Source organism: Nocardia terrae (assembly GCF_009760405.1).
GTDB lineage: Bacteria > Actinomycetota > Actinomycetes > Mycobacteriales > Mycobacteriaceae > Nocardia > Nocardia terrae.
This window is the reverse complement of record NZ_WRPP01000006.1, coordinates 618,889-643,229: the sequence shown is the minus strand read 5'-3', so window position 1 is coordinate 643,229 and position 24,341 is coordinate 618,889. Positions and strand designations below refer to the sequence as shown.

27 protein-coding genes and 1 pseudogene are annotated in these 24,341 nt (G+C 62.3%); 13 read left to right on the top strand and 15 right to left on the bottom strand.

The annotated features are described in order from the left end of the window. Window positions 1-233: 233 nt before the first annotated feature. Window positions 234-656 carry a YbaB/EbfC family nucleoid-associated protein gene (locus GPX89_RS30865; protein WP_157391165.1) on the bottom strand — a complete coding sequence of 141 codons (423 nt, stop codon included), beginning with the start codon at window positions 654-656 and terminating at the stop codon, window positions 234-236. 232 nt (window positions 657-888) lie between these two features. On the opposite strand from GPX89_RS30865, the gene GPX89_RS30860 reads away from it, so the two are divergent. The 3 genes from GPX89_RS30860 to GPX89_RS30850 are packed head-to-tail and all read left to right on the top strand — an operon-like array spanning window position 889 to window position 4,006. Further along, a complete protein-coding gene (locus GPX89_RS30860; RefSeq protein ID WP_407939503.1) occupies window positions 889-1,110 on the top strand; it encodes a hypothetical protein in 222 nt (73 codons plus the stop codon). After that, window positions 1,110-3,590 carry a WXG100 family type VII secretion target gene (locus tag GPX89_RS43995; protein WP_198347668.1) on the top strand — a complete coding sequence of 827 codons (2,481 nt, stop codon included), beginning with the start codon at window positions 1,110-1,112 and terminating at the stop codon, window positions 3,588-3,590. The genes GPX89_RS30860 and GPX89_RS43995 overlap by 1 nt, the downstream gene beginning before the upstream one ends. Then, window positions 3,587-4,006 (top strand): hypothetical protein, encoded by a 420-nt coding sequence (locus GPX89_RS30850; protein WP_157391163.1) that lies wholly within the window; start codon window positions 3,587-3,589, stop codon window positions 4,004-4,006. Before GPX89_RS43995 ends, GPX89_RS30850 begins: the two co-directional genes overlap by 4 nt. 944 nt (window positions 4,007-4,950) lie before the next feature. On the opposite strand, the gene GPX89_RS30845 is transcribed toward GPX89_RS30850, so the two are convergent. After that, a complete protein-coding gene (locus GPX89_RS30845; protein ID WP_328602484.1) occupies window positions 4,951-5,253 on the bottom strand; it encodes an ADP-ribosylation/crystallin J1 in 303 nt (100 codons plus the stop codon). A 37-nt stretch (window positions 5,254-5,290) separates the two neighbouring features. Here GPX89_RS30845 and GPX89_RS30840 point away from each other — a divergent pair, with 37 nt between their 5' ends. Further along, window positions 5,291-5,782: a hypothetical protein gene (locus GPX89_RS30840; protein WP_198347676.1), complete on the top strand. Its 492-nt coding sequence runs from the start codon at window positions 5,291-5,293 to the stop codon at window positions 5,780-5,782. A gap of 4 nt (window positions 5,783-5,786) precedes the next feature. Here GPX89_RS30840 and GPX89_RS30835 read toward each other — a convergent pair. The 5 genes and pseudogenes from GPX89_RS30835 to GPX89_RS30815 all read right to left on the bottom strand — a co-directional run. Next, a pseudogene (locus GPX89_RS30835) lies at window positions 5,787-6,216 on the bottom strand (transposase); the annotation flags it as partial. 339 nt (window positions 6,217-6,555) lie between these two features. Next, window positions 6,556-8,040, bottom strand: coding sequence for an AAA family ATPase (locus tag GPX89_RS30830; protein WP_157391161.1), 1,485 nt, complete (start codon window positions 8,038-8,040; stop codon window positions 6,556-6,558). 920 nt (window positions 8,041-8,960) lie between these two features. Continuing rightward, window positions 8,961-9,413: a hypothetical protein gene (locus GPX89_RS30825; RefSeq protein ID WP_157391160.1), complete on the bottom strand. Its 453-nt coding sequence runs from the start codon at window positions 9,411-9,413 to the stop codon at window positions 8,961-8,963. After that, window positions 9,413-9,760, bottom strand: a complete 348-nt coding sequence (locus GPX89_RS30820; protein WP_157391159.1) for a GntR family transcriptional regulator — start codon at window positions 9,758-9,760, stop codon at window positions 9,413-9,415. Before GPX89_RS30820 ends, GPX89_RS30825 begins: the two co-directional genes overlap by 1 nt. A gap of 253 nt (window positions 9,761-10,013) precedes the next feature. Then, complete coding sequence (locus tag GPX89_RS30815; RefSeq protein WP_157391158.1) at window positions 10,014-10,424, bottom strand: hypothetical protein; 411 nt, start codon at window positions 10,422-10,424, stop codon at window positions 10,014-10,016. A 162-nt stretch (window positions 10,425-10,586) separates the two neighbouring features. On the opposite strand from GPX89_RS30815, the gene GPX89_RS30810 reads away from it, so the two are divergent. Together GPX89_RS30810 and GPX89_RS30805 are read left to right on the top strand one after the other, a co-directional pair. Further along, a complete protein-coding gene (locus GPX89_RS30810; RefSeq protein ID WP_157391157.1) occupies window positions 10,587-10,874 on the top strand; it encodes a hypothetical protein in 288 nt (95 codons plus the stop codon). 169 nt (window positions 10,875-11,043) lie between these two features. Continuing rightward, the gene (locus GPX89_RS30805) at window positions 11,044-11,577 is read left to right on the top strand and encodes a hypothetical protein (protein WP_157391156.1); all 534 of its coding nucleotides are present in this window, start codon (window positions 11,044-11,046) and stop codon (window positions 11,575-11,577) included. Window positions 11,578-11,761: 184 nt separating this feature from the next. Here the strand turns inward: GPX89_RS30805 and GPX89_RS30800 are convergent, their stop codons facing one another. Continuing rightward, the gene (locus GPX89_RS30800) at window positions 11,762-12,658 is read right to left on the bottom strand and encodes a LysR family transcriptional regulator (protein WP_198347667.1); all 897 of its coding nucleotides are present in this window, start codon (window positions 12,656-12,658) and stop codon (window positions 11,762-11,764) included. 123 nt (window positions 12,659-12,781) lie between these two features. Between GPX89_RS30800 and GPX89_RS30795 the strand changes: the two genes are divergently transcribed. Beyond that, window positions 12,782-13,531, top strand: a complete 750-nt coding sequence (locus tag GPX89_RS30795) for an SDR family oxidoreductase (RefSeq protein WP_157391154.1) — start codon at window positions 12,782-12,784, stop codon at window positions 13,529-13,531. 266 nt (window positions 13,532-13,797) lie between these two features. Here GPX89_RS30795 and GPX89_RS30790 read toward each other — a convergent pair whose 3' ends face one another. Further along, entirely contained in the window at window positions 13,798-14,592 is a 795-nt protein-coding gene (locus GPX89_RS30790) for a PIG-L deacetylase family protein (RefSeq protein WP_328602474.1), read from the bottom strand. A gap of 57 nt (window positions 14,593-14,649) precedes the next feature. Continuing rightward, window positions 14,650-15,564: a tyrosine-type recombinase/integrase gene (locus GPX89_RS30785; RefSeq protein ID WP_198347666.1), complete on the bottom strand. Its 915-nt coding sequence runs from the start codon at window positions 15,562-15,564 to the stop codon at window positions 14,650-14,652. A 244-nt stretch (window positions 15,565-15,808) separates the two neighbouring features. Here GPX89_RS30785 and GPX89_RS30780 point away from each other — a divergent pair, with 244 nt between their 5' ends. Further along, the gene (locus GPX89_RS30780) at window positions 15,809-16,813 is read left to right on the top strand and encodes a TY-Chap domain-containing protein (protein WP_157391153.1); all 1,005 of its coding nucleotides are present in this window, start codon (window positions 15,809-15,811) and stop codon (window positions 16,811-16,813) included. A gap of 75 nt (window positions 16,814-16,888) precedes the next feature. On the opposite strand, the gene GPX89_RS30775 is transcribed toward GPX89_RS30780, so the two are convergent. The 4 genes from GPX89_RS30775 to GPX89_RS45610 all read right to left on the bottom strand — a co-directional run bounded on the left by GPX89_RS30775 (window position 16,889) and on the right by GPX89_RS45610 (window position 19,336). Beyond that, entirely contained in the window at window positions 16,889-17,455 is a 567-nt protein-coding gene (locus GPX89_RS30775; protein WP_157391152.1) for an Imm42 family immunity protein, read from the bottom strand. Window positions 17,456-17,804: 349 nt separating this feature from the next. Beyond that, on the bottom strand, window positions 17,805-18,581 hold the full coding sequence (locus GPX89_RS30770; protein WP_157391151.1) for a class I SAM-dependent methyltransferase: 777 nt from the start codon (window positions 18,579-18,581) through the stop codon (window positions 17,805-17,807). 27 nt (window positions 18,582-18,608) lie between these two features. Then, window positions 18,609-19,088 (bottom strand): hypothetical protein, encoded by a 480-nt coding sequence (locus GPX89_RS30765; protein WP_157391150.1) that lies wholly within the window; start codon window positions 19,086-19,088, stop codon window positions 18,609-18,611. A gap of 119 nt (window positions 19,089-19,207) precedes the next feature. After that, entirely contained in the window at window positions 19,208-19,336 is a 129-nt protein-coding gene (locus tag GPX89_RS45610) for a hypothetical protein (RefSeq protein WP_268893387.1), read from the bottom strand. Between the two features lie 195 nt (window positions 19,337-19,531). Between GPX89_RS45610 and GPX89_RS30760 the strand changes: the two genes are divergently transcribed. Together GPX89_RS30760 and GPX89_RS30755 are read left to right on the top strand one after the other, a co-directional pair. Continuing rightward, on the top strand, window positions 19,532-19,726 hold the full coding sequence (locus GPX89_RS30760; protein ID WP_157391149.1) for a hypothetical protein: 195 nt from the start codon (window positions 19,532-19,534) through the stop codon (window positions 19,724-19,726). A gap of 87 nt (window positions 19,727-19,813) precedes the next feature. Further along, the gene (locus GPX89_RS30755) at window positions 19,814-20,179 is read left to right on the top strand and encodes a DUF397 domain-containing protein (protein WP_157391148.1); all 366 of its coding nucleotides are present in this window, start codon (window positions 19,814-19,816) and stop codon (window positions 20,177-20,179) included. Between the two features lie 80 nt (window positions 20,180-20,259). On the opposite strand, the gene GPX89_RS30750 is transcribed toward GPX89_RS30755, so the two are convergent. Next, the gene (locus tag GPX89_RS30750) at window positions 20,260-20,694 is read right to left on the bottom strand and encodes a hypothetical protein (protein ID WP_157391147.1); all 435 of its coding nucleotides are present in this window, start codon (window positions 20,692-20,694) and stop codon (window positions 20,260-20,262) included. A gap of 231 nt (window positions 20,695-20,925) precedes the next feature. Here GPX89_RS30750 and GPX89_RS30745 point away from each other — a divergent pair, with 231 nt between their 5' ends. Genes GPX89_RS30745 through GPX89_RS30735 form a run of 3 tightly spaced genes read left to right on the top strand, consistent with a single transcriptional unit; the run spans window position 20,926 to window position 24,124 of the window. After that, window positions 20,926-21,147, top strand: coding sequence for a hypothetical protein (locus tag GPX89_RS30745; RefSeq protein ID WP_407939502.1), 222 nt, complete (start codon window positions 20,926-20,928; stop codon window positions 21,145-21,147). Continuing rightward, entirely contained in the window at window positions 21,147-23,582 is a 2,436-nt protein-coding gene (locus tag GPX89_RS30740; protein WP_157391145.1) for a WXG100 family type VII secretion target, read from the top strand. The genes GPX89_RS30745 and GPX89_RS30740 overlap by 1 nt, the downstream gene beginning before the upstream one ends. After that, window positions 23,579-24,124 carry a DUF3558 family protein gene (locus GPX89_RS30735; RefSeq protein ID WP_157391144.1) on the top strand — a complete coding sequence of 182 codons (546 nt, stop codon included), beginning with the start codon at window positions 23,579-23,581 and terminating at the stop codon, window positions 24,122-24,124. Before GPX89_RS30740 ends, GPX89_RS30735 begins: the two co-directional genes overlap by 4 nt. Window positions 24,125-24,341: the final 217 nt, after the last annotated feature.

Here is a 24,341-nt window from a genome sequence, read left to right as displayed (position 1 = left end):
CAGAAACGGTGGATCACCCGCTGGAAATCGGCGTTGAACGCCTTCGACATCACCTTCGACGGCCGACTCACCGCCGCACGGAAATGACTCAATCAACCCGAGTTACACCGTTATCTGGACAGACCCAAGGTGCGCCATGTCGTCGCACTCTGCGGACAGACTACGTAGTCCGTTCGAGTTTGTCAGGGAGCTCCGAGATGCGGCCGCCGTAGCGCCTATCCCCGGTTCCGTTATCAGTCGGCCGCGATACGGGACTTGCCGCGGAGTTCGTAGTCATAGTCCCAGGTCTCATCACTTCGCGCGGACGGTGATGGTGTGACGGTTCGGCTGAGAGCGTCGCGGGTCGCATCGACAGCGGCTCGTACCTCCTCCCGATCGGCGATGGCGTCGAGTTCGGTTCTGATGGCCTGCAGGGCCGTGGTGTGGGCCTGTCTGATCAGCTCGAGGATGCCGGCTACGAGTTCGTTGGTGCGAGTGTCGGCGCCAGCGACGCGCCAATCGTGCACGGTGCCGTCTGCGCTCACTGCCACGGTGATCACGCCATCTGACGAGGTAGCGGTGACGGTACGTGTCCGAAGCGCTTCTTGCAGGGCCTCGGTGTCGTCGGCGACCGCCTCCAGTGCCGAGCGTTGACGCGCAGGAATGTAATCAGCCATATGGTGAGAGTCCCCTACTCGCTGGTCCCGGCTGCGACCTCGTCGCGAGGGCGCAGCACCGTTGAATGGCGTTACAAAGTACGCGCAACTAAGTTTGTATCATCGCTGGAACCGATCGTTCAGCGGCAGTAACCAAGGGGGCTCAGATATGGGTGGGCGACTAGATGTTGATCCGGAGCGCGTGCGTTCGTTGGCGTCCGGGTTCAAGGATGCATCGACCACGCTCGGGGGTATGACCGACCACGATTCGGCCGACCAGATCATCGCGGGCCTGACCGACACCGCCGTCGGTGGCGCCTGCTCGGCTGGAGCGTCCGCCGTCGGCGAGATTCTGACCGCCGTTTCCGGTCACTACGACGCGTTGCACGCTCATGCCCATAATGGCGCCAACACCTATGACCAGACAGAGGGCGTGTCGGCCGACAAGTTCACCAATCTGGGCGACTCGATCTGATGGGTACACCGACCATCCCGCAGGTAAAAGCGTGGGACCCGGACGTGCTGAATACCCAAGCCACCGAATGGGACCAGAAAGCACAGAAACTCGGCGACACCCTGGACGCCGCGGCACGCTCGGTCGACGGCTCTCACCACTACTGGATCGGTGACGCCGGGAACTCGATGCGCGACCGGCACGACGAAATCCACGGTAACGCAAAGACAGTGCACGATGCACTGGAAAACGGCGCCACCGCCGCGCGCAACGGAGCCACCACGATCCAGGCCGCCAAAACCACGCTGCTCAACAAGATCACTGACGCCGAAGGCAAAGGCTTCACCGTCAGTGACACCGGCGAGGTGAAAATCGGCTCCTACATGCTCATGATGCTCCAACTCATGGGCGGGGACAAAGCGCAAGGCCCACAGGCAGCAATGGAATCACGGGCGCAGGACTACCAGAAGGACATTCAGGCCGCGCTGGTGGATTGCGGTACCGCCGACGACAACGCGATGACCGCGGTCAACAACGCGTTCGCCAACCTGACCACCACCCAGATCCAGCAGCCGACCACCGACCAGCTCGACCAACTCACCGCCGATCAGGCCCGCAAGGACCTCGAGGCTATCAAGGACGGCTCACCCGACGCGGACGCTGCGCTGGCGCGACTCCGTATGGCCACCACACTGTCCGATCAAGACAAGCAGGACCTGAATAGCGGCGACTCCATCAGTCTCGCCCAATACCCGTATGTCCAAGCATTCACCCAGGGCATGAACGACATGTCCAATGAGGACATCGACCAGCTGGGCAGCAAGCTCAACGGAAACGGGCACGATCAGGCGCAAGCGGCCATCGCCAACGATTTCCGCATCGTATCCAACCCTCAGGTGCACAGTCCCGACGGCAAGAACACCGGCGGAATTTCACAGCTGCCCAAGGATGTTCAGAAGGCCCTCACCGAGGACCCGTCCGTGCTCGCCAAGACCACGACCGTCGCGAACCAATACAGCAGTGTCGACATGTCCAGCTACGACGCAAACAAAGCGCAGTCGTCCATGGCGGCGCTCGGTGATCTGATGAGTAAGGGCGACAACACCATTCAGGGCAGCGACATCAACCGCGCCATGATCAAGCAAGGTGCCGAAATAGCGGCATTGCACCCCAGCGACAAGGGGATGAGCCAACTCACCCCCAAACTCGCCGATACCTTCCTGCAAAACGCCTCCGGTGACCACACCGCCGTTCGTGATGCACTCATCGCCGACGCAAACAGCTCCAACCCCGACGCTCGCGCGGCCGCAACCCGGATGGACCTAACCTGTACCCCCGGCGGCCATTACAACGCCAACGATCACATCGTGGATATCCTGCAACACCAATGGTCACCGGACCAGCACGGCGCGGAAAACATGTTCAAGTACATCGGCGACGACGCCGGCGCAGCCAACCAATTCCAACAGCAGCGAGCAGGAGAATCGGCCCAATCGCTGGCCACGATTATCGCCCACAACGAAGCCACACTGTCGCACGACGTGCCTGGCGCCGCCAACCACGCCTCCTTCGGCGAACTCAACCCGGGCCTGAGTCAGGTCGTGGCCAAATCCCTCGAGCCCTACATCCCCAACCTCGTCGGAGTCAGCGACCCCGACCTGAAGATCAACCATTACTGCGGCAACCTCGACACCGCGGGCAGCACCGACGCCAGCCCGGATGCACACGGCAACCAGCTCAACCACACCCCCGGCGACCTGTCCAACCTGTTCAAAGTCATCGACTCCAACCCGGATGCCGCCAAGGAATTCAACAACGCTGCCGCCCACCTAGCCGGGCAACTCGACTACGACTACGGCACAGGAAACTATCCCCATGCGGCCAATGAGCAGGGACAACTCACCGGGGCCATGAAAAACGGTCTAACCGACGAACTTTCGACTCTGATCAAGATCGATCACGATAACGCTGGCGACGCCGCCACCGCGGCGTACAACAAGAAAACGGAGATCGCCGACATCGTCACCGGAATCATCTCCACCGGCGGTGCCATCAGCTCTGGTGATCTTCCTGTGTCCCCGGGTGGTCTGGTGTCCAGCGCGGCCAACGTCCTCGACCCGATCATCAAGGCCCAGATCCAGTCGCCGGACATGTACAACATCGACCAGGCCAAAACCCACTGGAACACGGACCTCGCATCGGTCACCCGCATCGACGCCAACAACACCTTCCGGCAAGACGCCAATATCATCAACGGCTACAACTCGAAACACGACGGTACCTTCGAACAGTTCAACAACCACCAATACAACGGTCGTACCTATCAGTTCTTCGACTCCCAAGGCCGACCGAACATGGACGTGATCGAACATAATCAGTCAGCCTTCGACGATGCGAAAGACAGCATTATCGGCCAAAAATTCTTCGACAGCTATTACGATAAACAGCGCGCCGGACTCGCAAACCCAGACATTATTCCCCAGGAGGATGGACCGAAATGAGACGGATCGCTGTCAAGACGATTTCGATACTCGCGGTGGCGCTCGGAGCGGCTCTCCCTGCCACCGCATGCTCGGACGGGACATCTTCCCACCAAGCTGCCAGCACCTCCGCACGACCGTCCACCGAACCTCATTACAATCCAAACGTCGACGAAGCGAGCATAGTCGCCGACTATGCGAAAATCGATCCGGGAATCTTCGAGAAGTTCAACAGCTACCCCAACAAACTCACCGGGGAGACGCGCAAATTCTTCGACTCGAACGGACAGCCCGACATGTACGTCATCGACCACAACATGAACACATTCTACGAAGCAGAAGACGCCCTCATCCCGCATGATTTCTATCAGCGGGAGCGGGATGAAAAATTCGCCGCCCACGAGTCATCCGTCGCAGCGACATATCCTCCTAAATAGAGAGGTTATCGCTGGCCACAATTTATCGCCCACAACTGATCCGCCCCACCACATACCGGGCGCGGCTGACAACGTCCTAACTTCCATTCTTTATGGTTCTGCCCGAACCTTCAGTTATCCGGGCCCAGGGAAGCGGAAAGGCCCGTTCGTTCCAGCTTCGCTCCAGTTGGATATCCATAGCGTATATACGCGTTACGGTATCGCTCGTATATACCCATCGCGAAGTCCTCCGGAGATGGCATCGCGACGGCAACGCGCCCTTCGACCTACCGAAACAAAAGCGTCGAGGCCGCCGCTATCTCTGGAATATCCAGGCCTTGCACGCGGCGATGGAGACGATGCAGACCGACGAAGGTCGAGACCCTCATGATGGCTAAGACCGGCCGCCCGCCTCGCCCGTTAGGCGTACCAGGTGCCGTGACGCTGACCGGATGCTCACCAAAGCGTATGGGTACCGCCGGATCAGGCACGACGTATTCAAAACAGCGACCGCAGAGGACTTCCCGGACTCGGTGGCCGACGAGCATGGGCGCGCGTCAATGTTGAAGGCGCGGTCGATGCTGTCGGGCATGGTCCGATTCGCGGTGTGCAAAGGGCCACTCGACGTGGACCCCGTGCGGGAAGCCTAGATTCCTGAGAACGTCGCCCTTGAAGGCCGCACCGGCGGTGCGTGGATTATCAAGGCCGAGGCCCTACGTTTCATCCTGGCCTCGCTGTACTGGTCGACGATGCCGTGCCCGCGCGAGCTCACAAAGGCGAGCAGAAGCACGAAATCCGTTCCTACACACCGCCGACCGTGGCCTCCTACTGGATGGAGGCGGATCTCACAGACCTGATCGCAATGATATTCACGAGCAATCGCGCGCCCGCTGAGAATGAACGCGGGACAGCAGCCGCGATCATGGCTCGCGCAGAACCCGAGCGACTACTTCTTGATGATCAACTCAGCCCTCGCCCCGAGAGAACTGGTGAACGACCGTAATCTCTCCGACGATGTGGGCGTTGAATTCTGTCAGTTCCTCTGCAGGGATCCAGTATTCGAGGATCTCACGGCCACCGACCTGATGGACCTCATAGCGATCCAGGAACGCGGTCTCGACATCGAAGCGGGTCACGAAACCCGCGCCGGAGGCCGGGACGTTCCAGTCGCGGGCGATCATGATCGCGTATTCCTCAGTGAGAACCGGATAGAAAATCGGCTGATCGGGTAGCCGCGGCGGCCACTCGCGCCAGCCGGACGCCGCCACCAACTCCAGCTCCTCCGGACCTGTAGGACGCCACAGGGTGGTCGCCGATCCTGCGGTGCTATTCATCGTTTCTCCCGTCACGCTCGCAGAGGTGCAGTGGTACAGCTGTCACGACAACGCCGCACGCCACCAACGAGGCAAGGTATCGGATATGCAGTTGGCCAGTCCATTTCGAGGCATCACCCCGTCGGGTGAGCGAATTCTTCACTCCGGGAATGTCGATCCCGGCGAGGTCGCACTCATCAAACGGTTCATCGATGGCGGTGGGCCCGTGATGTGGACTCAGCGCAAAGGGGTCGATCTTCTCGATCCCGGCCGTGGGCGGGTCGTCCCGACGATCTATCGGACCGACGGCGCATGGGTGTGGTTCACGGGGATCTACTACTACCTGGAGACACACGGAACGCCGTTGGACCCGAAATTCCTCACCCATATCCGACGACAGGACTTCGTCTCGGCGACCCCTGACTCGAACCAGATCAGCCAAGCAATCCGATTCCTGAAGGAGCCCGCCGCCCGGGACGCCTAGCCGAGTCGACCACCCAGCCCTCGCCGCGGGCTTCGTGGTGCGCGCGCCGGAATCCCTGCCGCGGACGGTTGTGCGCCCATGTTCGCAGTCAATCACGCAGTGCTGCATCAGGATCGGCGGGCATCCGCGCGATCGGAGGGCGGCGCTGGGTGCTTCGGTGTTGGCCGGTGACCCGGCAGGCGAACCGCTCGCTCACCTCGAGCAGGCGTATCAGATACGCCACAGCCGCCCGCCGGCGTTCCGGGTCTATCCGGGTCTAGAAGTTCCTTGGCGATCTCCTTCAGCGCCGCCTTTTCCAGCTCGGCTTCGGCGAGAAGCCTTTTCAGGGTGGAGTTTTCGCGTTCGAGGTCCTTGAGCCGTTTGGTGTCGTCGGCCTTCAGGCCGCCGAACTGGTTGCGCCAGCGGTAGTAGGTGGCCTCGCTCAGGGTGCGCACGACCTGCTCAGGGGTGAGCCTTTACGTGTCGCCATGGTCTTCGAGCCTTCCTGCCCATTACGTGGGCCGCAAAGCGACCGAACTCAGGGGGGTCAGGTCAGATGCACTGCGAAACCCAAGGCGCCGTACATTTGAACATGATTCTCATACTTTCGGCAGCAGCATTTGGCTTCCTCGCGCCAGCGGGGTTTGGAGAGATCCGCCCCCATGGTGACGATCCCCTATCGTTGGGATGGGGCTGTACGGTGCGCTGGCTACCGCCAAGCTGTTCGAACGCTCCGCGCTCCATTACCACCAAGCGGTGGAGATGCGGTTCACGCAGGCCGATATCGAGCCGTGTCACATCTCTGAGTAAAGCGTGTTCAGGTCGACCAGCATCGGGCTGTCTGCGTCGGTCCCCGGCTGCCTGGGCCTCGCACCCGCAGCCATTAGGTTCTCGTCGAATCCAGACCCGCTGTAACAGGTCAGGACCGTTTGGCTGGTGTCATACCCCTTGGCCGACAGCAATTCTCGTGCGCGACGCAGGCGGTCGACATGGCCGATCGTCATCGTGCGGTCCCACTTGGCCTCACCCAGGGACAGGATGCGTCGCGGTTGATCGGTCTCCTCGGGCGCCAGAACGGCGACGTCTATTTGGATCTGCTTCTTGTCACGAGGGTCGTTGATCGTCGCGGAGGCCACTTGGCTGGGAAGATCGCCGAAGACCTCCGGGCCTACCGACATCGCCCAGTCTCGGCAGATGCCCTCGAAGTGGGGGCCGACGACCCGTGAGAGGAAGGTCGCACGCGAGTTGCGCCATGCCGCTTCGGTGTTGCCGCGCTCGAGCCGAGTCCACTCCCTCCGCATGATTGCCTCGTAGAACACGATCAGCGGCTCAGCCACCCGGTACACCGATTTTCCTCGGTTGAAAGGATCAGCCTCACGAATGACCAACTGGGCATCCTCGAGCACCGACAGCGGGTGCGCGAGATCGGTTGAGCTGCGGCCGATGGTGTTCGCGATGCCGCCGCGTGTCGTGTGCCCGCCCGCGATCGCTCCCAGAACCGCGTGGTACAGCGCCACGTCGCGAATCTCGCTCTCTTCCGCCAGCAGATACCTTGCCTCGCGGAACAACGGCACCTGTGGATTGAGCACAGTTCGTAGTACCCAAGCGTCGAAGTCCTCCAGTGACTCCGGAGCATCGCCCGCCACGAATTCGCGTCGGTAGGCCGGTGTCCCTCCGACGATCGCGTGAACCAGTACCGCCAACCGCGGATCGTCGATCCCCCAGAACCGTGCCGCCTCACGGTATTCGAGAGGTTTGACGATCAACTCCAAACTCGCTCGCCCGCGCAACGGCGCGCTGCCGGCCAGCAATCGCCCCACGACCGACATCGCCGAACCGCACAGCAGCACCTTCGAACCGGCCCTCCTCGCATAACCGCGGGGGTCGAGCGCGCGCTGCAACACCGACGGTAGCGATGGACTGGCCTTGGTCAGATACGGAAACTCATCGATGACGATCAGTCCGTCTCCCACGACCGCGAACAACCGCTCGAGGGCCTCGTCCCAGTCGTGAAACGCATACCGACCCCCACCCGAAAACGCTGCCACCGCAGCACCGAACCCCTCGAGCGCCTCGATCTCGGTCGCATCGGTCGCGGTGAAGAAGAAGCCTCCCACCGCGTCGGCCAGCGCATCCAACAAGAAGGTCTTTCCCTGCCGCCGCCGACCGCTGACTATCCCCAGCCGCACATCCTGACTCGGCGACGTCGCGAACCGCACCAGCCCGTCCCACTCGCGGTCGCGGTCGAATACGCGGTCCGGCTTCAGGATGTCTGCCATGGATATAACTATACTTCTTATAAGTACAGTTATATCGATATCCGGGGCGATTCGACCTTGAAACGCAAAAAGCCTTCGGCCGCAGAATTCTCTGCGGCCGAAGGCTTTTCGAAGCTCCCCCATCTGGACTCGAACCAGAAACCTGCCGTTAAGGGTTCGGGATGTTCTTGGCTTCACGGACGGTCACGCATGACACCGACTGGTACCCCTACCTGCGGCGATGCTGAATCGCGCCGCACGCCAGGTCACTCCGGATCACCCCCGGTCACCCTGAAAGTTTGGGATAGTTTTGGGTGGGGTCGAATCTGTCCACCCGTTCCACGGTCCCGATCGCTGACCACGTCGGACATGTCGCAGGTTCGCACCCCGGCGAGGTACGACATGGATGGAAACAGGACTGACCAGCATCTTCTTGCGGGCAAGCTGGAGGTCGGAGCCGATTTCGACCTGAGCAGCGGCAAGCGCCAGGAGGTCGGCGGCGGCGCGACTTCCTAGTAGGTTCAGGTGCTCCGCGGAGTCGGGCTGGCTATTTCTGGCGCGATACCTGCCATCTGGTGATCTCCCACAGGACCTCGACTTGGCGTCGTGTGAGCATCTCGCCCTTAAGGCCGTCGGCGATCACGATCTCGAACTCCGCGTTCAGCGGCTCATGTCGGCGGTTGCAGCAAGCCCGGGGCGGTAGCAAGCCCGGGGCGGTGGATCCTGGGTAGGTCGTTGTCGGTCATACCTTCGTTGTGTGCGCAGGTCGGCTTCCCGTGAAGGTGGCACACCAGCGAGACCCGGTGGTGTACCACTCGAACCGCATGGCCGCCTGGCCGCGGGTGTGCCCCTAAGACGTCGAATGCTCGTTGATCAACCGAGGTGCCGAGCCAGCCGTTTCGACGAGCGGTCAGCGGCAGATGAGTGCGTTTAGCGCACGTCTACGGCGCGACACCCATTGCCCAGAGTGCGGCGGCCGGTTCTGGCATCGAGATGGTGAGGGTACGGCCACTGGCCAACCACACACGCAGCGCAGGGCCAGTTTTCGGGGTCAGCAGCCAGCCGCGCTTCGGGGTCCAGGGCAAACCTGACCGGGCCGTTGTCGAGGTGATCATCTCCGCGTGGGAGATCTTTGCGCTGGCAACTTTGATGCGCGGTAGGCCCAAAGGGCCAAGACTCACCGTCAGACCGCTGGGCCCCGCGGTCACACGCTGGCTGATCGCGACCACGGCCAGAACGAGATTGAGCAACAGGCTGAGAGTTAGGAGGGCAAACCCCCACCATGGCCCGGTTCCTGTCCAGTAGACGCTGCCCAGGGCAACGAGAACGATGACGTTCAACCGGAACATCGGCCAGTTGGTGACGCGGCAGGTGTAGACCGTCGCGGGGGACATCACATCAACTCCTCGATCAAACCGAGTATCTCGGCCTTGCTGTAACCGTTGGCGTGCGCAGACTCGATCAGCTGACGAGCCGCCTGCTCCACTGGGGCCGAGGTCGGTGCGGTCGCAGTGACACGAACGCCACGTCCGCGCCGAAAGTCCACGACCCCTTCCTCTCGGAGTCGCCGATACGCGGCAAGGACGGTATTGCGGTCGACCGACAGCGCCTCAGCCAATTCCGCTGCGGGGGGTAGCTGTTCGTTGACCATCAGCTCCCGGGTGGTGACCGCACGCCGAACGCAGGCTGCGATCTGGTCTTGCAGTGAGACCCGGGAGGTTGGTTCGATATGCCACAGCATGGTGCTAATGAAACTAGCACTATTAATAAAGGATCGCACTGGTTGAATTGCCCGGACATCGGCCGTGCCGGACGTTTCGCCGGACCTCGGACCGACACCGCCACTTGATCTTCCGCCCCGAGGCGTTGTCCGCTTCGATCAGCGCGCCTCGCGGCAGTGCAGGACGTTCAGACGACGTCAGATCGACACCGCCACTTGATCTTCCGCCCCGCCCCGCTGGCCGCCGGTTCGATCAGCGCGCCTCGCGGCATAGTCAGTGCGTTTGAGGCCGGCGGGACTTGATGCGTGCCAGGCGGGTGCGGACGATCGCTCGGGTTAGCGGAACAGCGTTTCGCAGCAGAAGCCCCACCATTCGGTACCAGCGGTAGGTGTAGAAACCGTCGGAGGCCAAATAGCCAGGGCCCCTCTGGAAGCTGAACTTCGCACCGGTCAGGCTGGTCCGGCGCTGGCGGTGGGCCGCGGCCAGCTCACGCACGGCGGATTTCAACTCGTCGCTCGGTGCGACCTCGGACCGTTGGTCGGTACTCAACTTGACGTCGATTCCATGCCGAAGCGAAATTGCCACCTCGGCCGACTCCTCGGACTCTTCCATCATGCCCAGCACTGCCGACGTGATATTGCCGGTCAGTCGCTTATCGAGGTCAGCGGAGATTGATGAGGGCACACTCCATCTTCTCGTACCTGATCAGGGGCGTCCGCGGTGGCCCGGAAACCTCGTCCTGAGCGCGTCCCGCAGCCATGGTGGTCCATGCTGGCGGATTCGGTCAGCGCACCACGCGGCATGTGAGTGCATTGCGTGCACTGCCGCGGCTGGGAAGATTCTCCGGTGGCCTACGAAGTAGACGAACTCGAATCACTGGTTCGGCGGCACACCGCCTACGCGACCAGGGTGAACGTTGAGTTGTACCCCTCAGGAGCGGTCGATGTCGCGATACGGCTGAACGATCACTTCGGCGTGATCCAAGGCAAGGACACCGAGTGGGGCGCGTCTGTCGACGCCCCAACCGAGGAGAAGTTCATGGACCACAAACGGGTCTTTCGATCACTGGAAGACGCGCTGGCAGCTGTTGGTTATCTGCTTATCGATGCAGCGGCTCAGGACGAACTCAACTAAGACCCGAACGAAGCAGACCGGAAACGCCGCGTTGGCTCGTCCTTTTAGCGCGGTCCACGGCATTTCATGATATGGGTTTGCCGTCGGCACGGGCGTTGCCTCCCAAGAGGCAGTGTGCAAATCCTCTACGGTGATCGGGACACGGACCGCTGGAGCAGGCGGAGGAACCATGACCGAGGACCAGCCCCGAGACGCCTTCGTATCGGTTCACAGCGGGGCCTTTCAGGTCTACGACAAGCCCCTCGAGGACAGCATGTCCTCGCTGATCGCGGGCATCCTGGGCCGACCCGAGATCTACTGCTTCGCAGGTGACTGGCGAGGAGTGCAATACCTGCTGCCCGACCGTAAATCCAGCAACGCCGCCGACGCTGTCGTCGAGATGTTCGACGCCTCCTCCATGCGATGCGAAGCACTGACCACGTTCGGAAAACTGATGACCGCGATCCCTACCGGGCAGATAGCAAAAGCCGTCGGTGTTACCGAGTTCGACCGGTGGCGAGCCGACCATGATGTCCCAGCGCTTTCGCCGGGCACTTGTGTACCGCCCGAGCGGTACGCCTTCCTCGGTGGCAACGGTCAACTGAGCAACCACCCCATATCAGCGCAGGTGCATGTAGGGCTGGCGGCCAAGCTGAGGTGGAAAATGCAGCAACTGGGCTTGAAACCGGGCGATCAGCTGCCTACGGACTTCTTCCAAGTCTGACCCCCCGGAACCGCTGAGCCCCTTCGTCCGAAGATCGATCGGCTCATCCCAAACTCGGCATGAGCGCGCACCGGCGGGCCAGGCCGGCGCATCGGCCGGAAGATCAAAGATGGTCGGCTCCAGAGATCTTCGAGGCCGATCGTGTGGCCGGTTCGCTCAGCGCGATATGCGGCATCCGGATACTTCAACGACGTTGGCTCAGGATGGGCGCGAGGCTTGTGACGGTCTTCAACAGTGGCTGTAGCAGCGGTGGCGGGTCGTTCTCGCGCCAGGCCAAGCCCCATTCCAGCGGCGGCGCGTCTGTGATGGGTAGGTAGGTGATATCGGGACTGCGGTAGTGGTCGAGCATTTGGGCCCCAAAGACGAACGCGCCCGTATCGGCGGAGATGAGAGCCAACGCTTCATGAACCGAGCGGGCGGCGGGTCCCGGCGAGTGTGGGCTACTGGTCTGGGTCCGATCGCGGATCCAGGCTTCCGGCATGCCCGGGACCGACAACATCCGCACACTCGCCAGATCCTTCAATCCGATCTCGGTCCGCGCCGATAACGCATTGGTGGCGGCGACGGCCAGGACGCGGCCTTCACGCAGGAGCGGGCGGGTCGTGGCGATTCCGGGTTCGGTCACCGGGAAGCTTATGTTGATCACGTCGACCTCGCGGCGCAGCAGCAGTGCGCAGGCATCGGGCGGCGCCACTTCACGAATATCTATGTGGGCAGCGGGATTCCGGTGTTCGAGCCGATCGACCGCCTGTAGGAACAGCCGCATCCAGACCGCACTCATCGCGCCGATCCGCAATACGTCCGCCGAGGCGCGAGCAGTCTCGCGGGCGTGCAGCAGTGCGGCGCGTACTCCGTCGTAATGGCTGGATACCTCGGCGTGCAGTTGCCGGCCCAGGTCGCTGAGGGTGACACGGCGGCTGGTGCGGTCGAACAGGCGGCCCCCCAGACGACGTTCCAGGGCCTGGATGAGTTGGCTGATCCGCTGTGGGGACAGACCCAGGTGTTGCGCGGTGCGACCGAAGTGCAGTTCCTCGGCCAGAGCGAGAAAAGCCTCCAGTTCGCCGGTATCGACAAGCTGCACTGCGCGATCGTACAGAAAACCGGTATTGATGCCGACCAGCGCTCTCGGCAGGCTGTTCGTCGGCCGGTTGCGCAGTAGTCGCCGTCCGGCCTGTGCTGTGAACAGAGATGAGGATTTCATTCCATGACGACAACCCGGGACCTCGAAGGAAAGATCGCGCTGGTCATCGGCGGGACACGCAACCAGGGCGCGGAATTCGCCAAGAACATCGCCGCCCGCGGGGCCGTCACGATCGTCACCTACCAAGGCGACGAGCAGGCCGCCAAGAACACCCTCGCCATGCTGGAGCAACTCGGCACGACGGCCGAGGCGCTGCGTTCGGACGCTACCTCCTCCACCGAAGTGGATGCGTTGTTCGCCGATGTCGTTGCCCGCCACGGCAAACTCGACATCGTCGTGCACACACCGGGTGCGGTGATCAAGAAACCACTGGCCGAGTTCACCGACGACGATTTCGACCATTTGATCAACCGGAATACGCGCAGCGCCTTCAACACTCTGCGCGCGGCCGCGCGACAGCTCGCCGACAACGGCCGTTACGTGGTGTTGTCCACGACATTGGTGTCGGTCATGACCGGCCCCTATGGCTTGTACTCCGGATCCAAGGCCGCGGTCGAGCGCATGGTGATCGCCGCCGCGAAGGAGCTCGGAAACCGCGGCATCACCGTCAACGCCGTGGCCCCCGGCCCGGTCGACGACGACTTCTACCGCAACGCCGAAACCCCCGAATCCATCGCCGCCGCCAGCCAGCACAGCCCCCGCGGCCGCCTCGGCCTGCCCTCCGACATCGCCCCGGTCGTCGGCTGGCTGGTCAGCGACGAAGCAGGCTGGGTCTCCGGACAAACCGTCCGCGCCAACGGCGCGATGTTCTAACCACAACACCACCGCCCCTCAACGCCGGTGCCGCACACGCGATCATCCACATGCGGCACCGGCAGTCGAACCAATCAATCGCCCTCAACTCGGACAGTGCGTTCGGGTCGACGCCGCGCGGGCAGGGGGCTTGAGATCAAAACCGGTCGGCCCCAGCGATCTTCAGGGCCGACCGTTTGGCCGCCTCCAACCGCTCGGCACGCGGCAGTAGCGGATATTCGGCAGTGCGTAGTGGACACCAAGAGATTGGCGTCGGCGCGCCGGCATTACTGGTTTGTGGTCGGCCGGATGAATATGTCGTCGAAAGGCCCGGATACCAGCCGACGGTGTCCCTCCTCGCCGAACCATTCCCATCGAAACAGCCGTGTTTGCAGGGGTTTCGGGATGCGGCGCAGCGCACGTGCGATCGTGGCGAAGCGGCCGGGGCCGTCGAGCACTGTCCGGTGCTCGGCCAGCGCGCGCAGGCGGAGCTCCGCGAAGGCCCCGACATCGATGCGGTGAGTTATGTCGCTGCGAGCGGTATAACCCTCACCGACGGCGCTCGCGTCATAGCCGAGCCATCGCGCGGGGATCGTCAAATGTCGCAGCAGCTCTCGCGGCAGCGTGGCATCCAGTACTCGCCCAACACCGGCCAAGTCCGCGGCCTTGACACCCACCTCATGTACCCGCACATGATCGCGGTGACCGTATCCGCCGTTGCGGTCATAGCTGAGCAGGATTTCCGGCTGCTCTTCACTCAGAATCGATGCCAGCCTTTCGGCGGCCTCCCCGATACCGGCGCGCGCGAATCGGGTTCGTCCCGGTGGATCCGGATACAGGATCGGCCCGTGTCCGCTGTCGGCATAACCGAGGTGTTCGACCCTGGCGACACCGAGAACGCCAGCGCTGGCCCGCAATTCGCGCAATCGAGGTGCGACCGCGCCGTCGAATGGCCCCATATGCCCGTCGCAGGCGACCACGATCACCGCCCGGTGACCGGCGTGAGCCAGTTTCGCCAGCGTGCCGCCGGTCAGGATGATCTCGTCGTCCGGGTGCGCATGAAAGGCCACGACTGTTGCCACGGTCCCAGTATGACCGCAGTGAACTCACGGTCATCGGCAATACAGGATGTTGAGATGTCATGTGGCCGAGGCCATGAACGCGGCGAGGATGTAGTTGGGGTGGCGGTCGAGGTTGGTGCGGGCACGGTCGTAACGCATGGTGGTGCGGGGGTCGGCGTGGCGGGCAGCGATCTGGACGTCACGCAGGTCGACTCCAGCGTCGAGCATCGTGGTAACGAAGGTGTGGCGCAGCATGTGTGGATGCATGCGCGGCAGCCGGACCACCGCGACGTCGGCCAGCCGCCGCAAGCGGCGGGTCGCGCAATGGCGGTCCATCCGCCTGCCTCGCCGGTTCAGCAGGATCGGTCCATGGATTCGGCCGTCGACGGCGCGGTCGATTGCTCGCCCGACCGCGGGCGGCAACGGAATCAACGCGACCTTCGAACCCTTGCCGAGGACATGCAGGACACGGTGGCCGTGTTCCTCGCCGAGATCGGTGACATCGCACCGGCATGCCTCGCTGATCCGCAGGCCGAGGAGTCCGAGCATGGCCACCAGCGCGAAGTCTGGTGGGTTGTCCGAGTCACGGGAGGCGACCAGCAGGGCCTCGAACTGTAAATGTGAAAGCCCCAGTGTCGGAGACTCGTTCGACACGCGCGGCCGGCGCACGTACTCGGCGGGTGAGTGCTCGAGCAAGCCGTCGATCACGCAGGTGCGGTAGAACCCCGCCACGACTGCCAGGCGGCGAGCGATGGTGGCGGGTTTGAAGTGGCGGGTCTCTCGCATCCACAGCGAGTAGTGCTCGACCTCGGTCCGTGTCACCGTCAGGGGCGTCAAGTCCCGCTCGGTGCACCACGAAAAGTACAGGCGTAGATCTGATCTCGTATGGATTCGCGAGACGATGGAGAATCGTGCCAGGTAGGCAAGCGACGCCAGCCGCAGGACGAGATCATCACCCGCGAACGAGACGTCCAGGTCGGAGGAAGTGCTCATTCCTCACGATTGCTCCGCACGGGCGACCCACCAGAACGAGACACGAGGCCCCGCACGGCCTGCCCTCCACCCCGGCCGAACGTCCTGCATTGCCGAGTTTCGTGCACAGGCACTGACACTCGATGGCCGCAGGTCTTCTGAGCCGTCGGATCGCCGTTGTTCTCGCCTGCGGGCATAGCGGCACACACCGAGGACAGTCGGTGTGTGCCGCTATGTTGTCGGTGATCGAGGAGATGGGAAAGACATGGTCGACCACAGCTGGGTGCAGTTGCTCGAAGAGCTGCCACAGTACCTGCATCCGTACCGCTCGGATGAGAACGACCGTGCGCTGATCCAGATCCGAGATATCGTGAGCGGGCACAGGGTGCTGTTCCTCGGCGGGTTCGAACCGCAAGTCAGCATCCCGATCCCCGCAGAACCGAACGAAGCACAACGTTTGGTCGAGATCCTCCAGATGCACCGTACGACGAACGTTTGGCCGTTCGGTTCCACACCCGCGGAGGACATCTACGGCAAAGACAGTCCGATGTGGAGTCCCGCATCGGTATTCGAGCACCCGGTCGACACATCGGTGCGGGAGGTCACAACCTATTGGAGCGATACCGACAGCGTCCGCAAGGAGATAGCTGCCGCGCTCGTCGAGATCTTCCGTGATAGTTGGGGCGCGTCCCCACAACGACTGCGGTACACGGCAGCCGGCGTCGAAGGTCCCAAGAGCGCACTGTACGGGCTCAGTTTCAGATTGACGGCAGTGGCATCGGATCGCCCGACGGAACGTGGTGCGGCCGAAACCTGCACGGACTGGGACGATTTCGCTCAACGGCTGGAGTGGGCACTCAATACCCTGCCCTTCGGCGCGGTGCTGAACGTGCATGCACCCAGCACGGACCCCGATTACGGCTTCGTCGGCTTCACCAATCAGTCCGGAATATCGAGCCTGTGCAAGGTGGGGCCGACCACAACACGCGATCTCGAGGAACTCCGACAGCGCATGAGCGGGCTCGGATGGCGATGGGACCCCTATTCCGGTCGGGGAATCGAGTACCCGGGCTGGCTTGCGCCGCCATCGCGGACACGGCTGGATTCCACGCTGGGCAGCCTTATTCCACGCGTTGTCGCGACACTGCGTGACGTCTTCGGCGTGATGCACCCGAAAGAGCTGACCTTCGCTGCGGATTCCTGCACGGACGACTCGTCCCTGGCGTACTTGGACGCCGAACTGGGCCTAACACGCCAACCAAACGACTAGGTGTCTCCCTCTCCGAACGCACTACATTGCCGCGACCCGGGCGCGGTGAACTGGCTGCGCCTGCCGGTTTCTGGATTACTGACCGTTACGTGAGGTGAACTCGCGTTCCGCGGCTGCGATCTCGTCCAGGAACCTCTTCTGGACTTCGTCGAACTCCCCGGCCCTCAGCCAGACCTCCTGGAGAGGCACCCCGGGCACCAGGGCATCGAACTCGTAGTGATCACGCGACATCCACATCAACCGCCCACGAGTCTCGTCCTCGAACAGGAACAACCGCCACGGATCGAACTCGTACACTTGCGGTCCAACCGGAACTGATCCAACGGACGCGCCCTCCTCGCGCATTTGCTCGAAAGTCTGTCCGCGGTCCTCATATATCGCCGCCATCACCGTGCGAAAGGCCACCTCGGCTGGCTCGTCGATCAGCCCCTCGCCCTGGCCTCCTCCCCTTCGACGCAGCCGAAACTGCATCGGGACGACGGCATCGATCAGCTGGGCTTGCGGCTCGAAAATGCCGACCGACTGACCGCCGCACCACCAGCGAATGCGTCCCCACAGCCACCGGAAGAAGTCCGGCTCGGACATCCTGTTGCTATCGAGCTCGAACTCAACAGCAAACCGGTCCGGATCGCCCACGATCACCGTTGACTGCCACCTTCCAGATGATGGGATACCGCCTTCTCTTCACGAGCCCAACAACCTCAGGTGGGCAATGCCATTCTGAGCGAAGGCGACACGGCCCGGCATCCGCCACGCAAGCAAATGGCGAACGCACTCAACTGCCGCTGATCGCTCGGTTCGGGGCCGCCTCGGCTCGTGTTGGCGAACGCACCGAACCAGCCGAATTGAGCACATTCGACGGGCGCGGGCCACATAGTCACACCAGCGGTTCAGCGCGTCACTCGCCCACACAGTTGGGGCCCTCGCTCAAGGAGAAATGTGGGCCGCGGACCGGTGATTGAAGCATGCCTCAGCCCCGGGAACAGTGCGCTTAGGGCGAATCATGGACCCACGACAGTCGGCACTCGAGTAGAAGGAATAGTGGTCGAACGAAGTTCTGGTTCCACCAAGGGTTCTGTTGTCTCTGTTCCGGTGTGGGGTGAGGCTCACGAAGGCCAGTCACGGCGAAACCGGCGGCGGTGATCATGCCGATGTAGGTTTCGAGGGAGAAGAACCGTTGAACCGAGGGCACGGGCGAGACTCGGCCGGCCACGTTGAAGTTCTGCTCGACCGACCGTACACCGAAGTAAGAATCTACCGACAAATCGGTGGCCGAGGCCGAGACTCGTTCGGCGCGATCACCGTAGAAGCACGGGTGCATACTGAGCAGGATCAGCCGTCCGGACGGTTGAAGTACTCGCGCGAACTCGTGAAAGCGGCGACCTGGATCGGCGATGCCGTTCGGCAGCCGGTTGGCCACGACGAGATCCACGCTGTGGTCGGTCAGTGGTAGCTGAGCGACGTCGGCGTGGTCGAAAGTCGTAGTGCCTGACTGGGAGTCGGGGTGGGATCGGGCGGCGGCGATGAATTGTTCACAGGTGTCCACACCGTGCACGTGGGCGGCACCGCGACTGATTAGTTCTCGTGCTAGGTACCCCTCGCCGCAGCCCGCGTCGAGGATGCGGAGGCCGGTGCAATCCCCGATCAAGTCCAATAGAGCCGGGTCGGTCAGCAACGTCTGGTAAGGGTCGAGCCTGTCGCGGATGATGCCGATCCAGAAGTCCGCATTGTGCGCGTAAGCGCGGGACACCCGTTCGTCACCCAGCACTGCCACTCCTCGCTGTTGTGTCATCGGCTATCGAATCGACTTCATGAACGCCATGGTCGCTGCCCGCAGGCGCGCATCGGCGATGCCGTGCTCGACCCGTTGCTCCATTGTCGTACCGAGCTGTGCCCGCAGGGATCCGAACGACGGATCATGCTCCAGCACAGCCGGGATCGCTGCAGTAACCAGGTAGTGAAGATAGGCGTCGTTGAGGTTGGACAGATCGCGGATCACCTCGGCCGCGGTTCGCTTCAGCTGCTTGGCCGTGAGCGCGAACTGCGGCGTCTGCGGTTCGTCACCGCAGAAGGTGGCCAACGACCACAGCTCGTTTCGCCGCAGCAGGGGCCGGGCGTCCAACTCCCGTTGGTAGGCAACGGCCGCTTCGACGTCGTTGGTATGCAGGAGAATTCCGATGACACTGCTGCGATAGGCGAAGGCGGAACTCCGCTCGCCTGCGACGGCCGGTATCTGTACGGGTACGGCTACCGCACGGCATCGAGTCGTGGACACGATCGCAGGGAGGTTCGCCATGGAACCAACAAGATCTCCGCGCTAGGCGGTCCAGTGGTCAGAAGGACCTCACGCGGATGCCTCTTCCTCTGCATCTGGTATCCGCACGCCGCGAGCAATCAACTGATCCGTGCGTCGCCGGATCCCGCGATCTCGGCGAGGGGCACCAGCTTCTCCTGGAATGCCTGGCGGGGCCGAGTCTGGAGCCCACGGTCCTCGTCGATGGCGAGGGGCCGCACCGGTTCCATCGACTGTTCCGCGCATTCCGCGGAACCGGTTTGGCGTCCTTGGTTCCGCTGTCGTTGGATGCAGGGCTTGAGCTGCTCACACGGGCGGTATCCGAGCAAGCACCGTGCCGTGGTGATTTGTCGAGTCGCCATTGCTCGATATTTGCGACGTGTGTCCCCATTGTCGGCCCGTCGGGTGCCGTCCATGCTGTCCGGATGGCGGTCACCGTTACAGAGCGAGTCATCTTCAGCGGCGCGACGTTTCATTTGATCGATTTCGCCAACCCACGGCTGCCGACGCTTGCGTGGCATGAGACGACAGTGACTGGCGAGATCCTCGAGGACCGCGATACTGAGACGCTGTACGGGATCTGGGTGTCATCTATGACACGGCGATATCCAACGCGCTGAGCCGAGAAGCCAGTTTGGAACGGGTGAAGGCGATTACGCGTGGGATAGAGTCGGTCACATGAGCAAGTCGGGTTCCGGACGTAATACATGCTGGTACAAGTCATCTCGATCTTCCGAGACCAATCCTGTGTCGAGGTCTGCTTCGGCCCGCACGTGGTCCGCATCCGTGACAGCAAGTACCTGCGCAACCCCGCGAACGACCCGCACAGGCAGCCTTACCTCACTGTGCCCATAGATTGCTGGAACCAGTTCCTCGGCCTGGCCCTGAGCAAACAGCCAGGCACCGTGGCCTTGGGAAGCCTTGATGCCGGAGATGCCCTGACGGTCGAACTTTCGATGAACGGCGAGGCAGTCGTCGTAAGCGGCACTCAGCGGGTAGAACTCCGATTTACCACTGAAGAATGGGACGCCTTCATCAAGGGTGTGGCTGACGGCGAGTTCGACCCGCACTGAACTGGAGCTACGGAGTGCGAATAATGCTCGTGCACTCAGTGATTCGTTAAGATGGTCTCGGAGTGCCCGCTGTATGGCTGTCATTCGGGGGCGGCAATGCGGGACTTGCCGCGGTACTCGTACTCGTAGTAATCCTCGTCCCACGTGTCGTTGCTTGCGGCGGACGATGGCGTGACGGGCGTTCGAGCGAGGGCGTCACGGGCGGCGTCGGTAGCGGCTCGAACCTCTTCTCGATCGGAGATCGCGTCGAGTTCGGTTCGGATGGCCTGCTGCGCGGCGGTGTGGGCCTGACCGATCAGCCCGACCAGGCTGGCCACGAGTCGGTTCGTGTGAGCGTCGGCCCCGGCGATGCGCCAATCGTGCACGGTGCCGTCGGCGCTCACGGCCACGCTGATCCCACCGTCGGCTGAGGTTGCGGTGACGGTGCGGGTCCCGATCGCCGCGTGCACGCGTTCGGTCTCGTCGGCGACCGCATCGAGCAATGAGCGGTGACGCGCAGGAGTCTGATCAGCCATGGTGAATCCCCTACTCGCTGGTCCCGGCAACCGACCTCGTCGAGAGGGCGGAGCGCCGCTGGATGGCGTTGTAAAGTACGCGGAACTAAGTTTGTAGCATCACTTGCACCGATCGTTCTGTGTCGGCGACAAAGGGGGCCTTAGGACATGGGTGGGCGACTAGATGTAAATCCGGAGCGCGTGCGCGCGTTGGCCTCGGGGTTCAAGGATGCCTCGACCACGCTCGGGGGCATGACCGACCACGATTCGGCAGACCAGATCACCACGGGCCTGGCCGATACGGCCGTCGGGGGAGCCTGCACCGAGGTGGCGTCCGCGATCGGCGGGGCGTTCACTGCCATCTCCGGCCACTACGACACGCTTCACACCCATGCCCACAACGGCGCGAACGACTACATCGAGACCGAGGACGTCTCGGTCGACAAGTTCACCAATCTGGGGGACGCGGTCTGATGGGTACGCCGACCATCCCTCAGGTGAAGGCATGGGATCCGGGCGTACTCAACACCCAAGCCGGTGAGTGGGATCAAAAAGCCCAGACCCTCGGCGACACACTGGATGCCGCAGCACGCTCGGTCGACGGCTCCTATCACTACTGGATCGGCAACGCCGGGGACGCGATGCGCGACCGGCACGACGAAATCCACGGCGACGCAACGACAGTCAAGACCGCTCTGGAAAACGGTGCCACCGCCGCACGCAACGGAGCGAAAGCGATCGATGCAGCCAAAACGGTTCTGCTGAGCAAAGTTTCCGACGCTGAAGGTTCGAGTTTCACCGTCAGCGACACCGGCGAGGTGAAGGCGAGCACCGGCTGGCAGCAGATCCTCCAGTACGCCGGTGACAACAAGGCCACCTTGCAAGCCAGCCTGGAACACCGAGCCGAGGAATACCAGAAGGCGATCCAGGCCGCACTGACCGATTGCGGCACTGCCGACGACGACGCGATGACCGCGGTCAACAACGCCTTCGCCAATCTGACCACCACACAGACCACGCCGCCGGACCCGAAGGACAAGGTCGACCACGCCGGCGACCAGGACGGCACTGACCTGGCCAACGCGTTGAAGAACCACGACCAGGCGAAGATCGACGAGATCCTCTCCCACATGCCGCAGAACGTGTTGTCGCCCGCCGATATCCAGGACCTCGACGACGGACGCGAAGTGGTCGTTCCTGCCGACGTGCAGGACTACTACAAGAAGTTCTACAACAACCTCGGCAAAGACGGCCTGATCTCCCTCGGTGACTACCTCGACAGCCAGAACCAGCCCGGAAACCCCAACGCCGATACCGCCGCCAAGGAGCAGACCGCGATCAGCGACAGCATCATGATGCTGTCCAACGAGAAGATCGGCACCGGCTTCGACAGCAACGGAAACCTCAAGTCGCCCGGTGACTACACCCAGCTCCCCACCGATATCCGCAAACTGGTGTCCGAGCGGCTCGACGACGCCGACTGGGGCAAGATGGCCGGAGACGGCCCGTTCGTCTTCCAGAATCGGCTCAGCGACGAAGTGAAATTCGCCAACATCATGTCCCACGGGGACAAAGGCATGCAGCCGGGCACCACCTTCGGTACCGAGCTCGGCCGTCAGGGAGCCAGTCTCGCCGCGTTCATGGACGGCAAGGACGAGCACATGAACCAGTGGATCAACCAGTACTGGAAACCCATCACACCCGAAGGCTTCTTCAACCAACCCGACAGCAATGCACTCGAGACCGCCGCGAACCAGTACGTCGGTCTCGCCGCCGCCAACCATCAGTCCGCCTATCAGCTGCTGACCGGCTTGGACTGCCACACGGGCTCGAAACTGCCCGAAGACCTGTCCTTCGGGGCCGTCGGCGACGCCTTCAAGCACTCCGGCGACTATGACCCCTTGAAATTTACCTCGGAGACCATCCAGCACGAATGGGACGACAAGGGCAAAACCGCAGCGGGACTGGTGGACTGGATCGGCGAGCACACCCATGACCAAGGGCAGCTCGGAGACCTCTCCCGCAGTGCCTACACCAAACTGCCCGATGTGCTCGCGCCGCACGACAGCACCGGCAAGCTGCTCACTCAGGGTGACGATTCGGTCTTCAAACTCAATACTGACGCGTTCATCAAGAACCCCGAGCTGGCAACCGGATTGGCGAAGACCCTCGCCCCGAACATCGATTCCCTCGTTGGCTACAACCCGAATGCCAGCGGAGTCGAGAACGGGGTGGCGCACCTCGCTACCACAGATGCCGAGCGACTGCTGTTCCTGAGTGCCCAATCCGACCAAGGCAAGATCTATCTGGAGACCTCTCGGCAGCTGTACGACCACGCCGTCATCGATCAGATTGTGCAGGGACAGGACCCCAGCAAGATCGACACGACCCGTGCTCTTGCTGGGGTAGATGCCAGGATCGATACTGCGATCCTCAACGCCGCAACCTACCAAGATGTGCACAACAAGATGGAGGGCTTAACCCACCAGCAGGAGGTGCAGGACACCAAGCAGAAGGCCGCCGACATAGCCAAAGAGGTCTTCAAGGGCATTACGAAAGAAGCGGTTGATAAAATCCCAGGCGGCGACATCGTCCATGGCGTGGTTGAAAAGATGCGCGATGATAGCTGGGACTCCGCGATCGAAGAATGGAATCCTAAACCGAACGCAGTCATCGCCCAGTTCCCACAGGCCGAGAATGTCCAAGCCACTGGCGACTTCGACTTCGACCATCGCATCACTGACGCCAACGCCTCGGGCGGAAACCAGAACCAGGACCAGGTCGACGGCTATAAGGACCGGTACGGCACCGCCTACAACGAGCTCGTCAAGAATCTACTTGCCGAGAACCCTGACCAAATCAATGCTCTCGTCGACGGAGGCTACAAGCTCCAGGCAGGATCGAAATGACCAATGCCCGTACCCGCTTCCGCGGGAAGTTGATCCTGCTACTGCTGCTTCTGGTTGCAGCGGTCACGTCCTGCTCCAAAACAGCTACCGGTCCTTCCGAACCGCTGTCCGCGAGTCTAAGCAGTCAACCGCTCAGGCTCGACCCATGCACCGCCGTTCCACCGGATCAGTTGTCTGCCGTGGGGCTCGAGGTGCGGATACCGAACCATTACAACGGTCCGTTCAGCGAACCGAATCTGAAGTTCGCCGGCTGCTTGGTGAGGTACATGTCGAACCCAGATGTGGAGTTCTACCTACAGGCCACCAACATCACCAGCGACTATCTGCAGGCGACTCTGGCGAAGTCGAGAACCTTCCATCAGGTCAAGATCGGCACCCACGACGCGACCCTCGCAACCCCCCATGGCTCTCCTGGGGAATGCATGCTGCTGGTCTCGATGAGCGATTACCGCCTCTTGCTTGACGGCAGCTTTCCCAACAAATCCTGCGACCTCGCAACCGACATCGCCACCAAGCTCATTGGGGTACCGCAACTCCAATAGTGGACGGAAGATCCCGGCAAGGCCACAGCTTTTGTCAACGGAGGATGCAGGGTGGAAGTGCCGAATAAATGAGATCATATGCGCGCACCTCCTCACGTTCGACTCTGTCGTCGCTTGTTTCGGCGGGTGTCATGGTGCTGCTGCTAGCTGGCAGCTCGGCGTGCACGACGGCCGACACGTCGTCGAAGCTCACGCTGAACACTTCGTTGCCGCAATC